General features: G+C 51.8%; 1 pseudogene. It reads left to right on the plus strand.

Annotated features, from left to right (window positions below):
- Positions 1-438: pseudogene (locus B347_RS0102780) on the plus strand (hypothetical protein); the annotation flags it as partial.

Consider the following 438-nt stretch of genomic DNA (forward strand, 5'->3'; position numbering starts at 1 on the left):
GTGGCGAAGTTGTGTGGTTGACCCTTAACGTCGGCCATTTAAGTTTGGCCGTCAGCGAGTGGGAGGCGTTGCGGGTATATATGGAAGAAGGGCCGCTGGCTTTACCGGAACCTTTATTAATGGACGAAGAGTTTCAAGAAGGCACCGTGGCGTACTTTCATATGTGCCGCGGAGTTTACCGGGAAATGCATTCGTGGCCGGTGTATGCGTTTGGTTTTTTAACCATTCAGTTTTGCAGCGGCTGGACCTTACCGTGCCGGTTTTCGGAATGGATTTATACCCGACCTAAAGCCGCCTTCCCTGATTCTATCCGCGAATGGTCAAACCCCTTACCCGCTGAACAGCACGCCAAACCCAGCGCCGAATTGCTGCAACAAAGTGCTGAACTGCGCCAGGCTATGAGCGAAGGCCAGAGTTTGTTTGATTACTACAAGGTCA

This window comes from Pseudomonas psychrophila HA-4 (assembly GCF_000282975.1).
In the GTDB taxonomy this organism is placed as follows: Bacteria; Pseudomonadota; Gammaproteobacteria; order Pseudomonadales; family Pseudomonadaceae; genus Aquipseudomonas; species Aquipseudomonas psychrophila_A.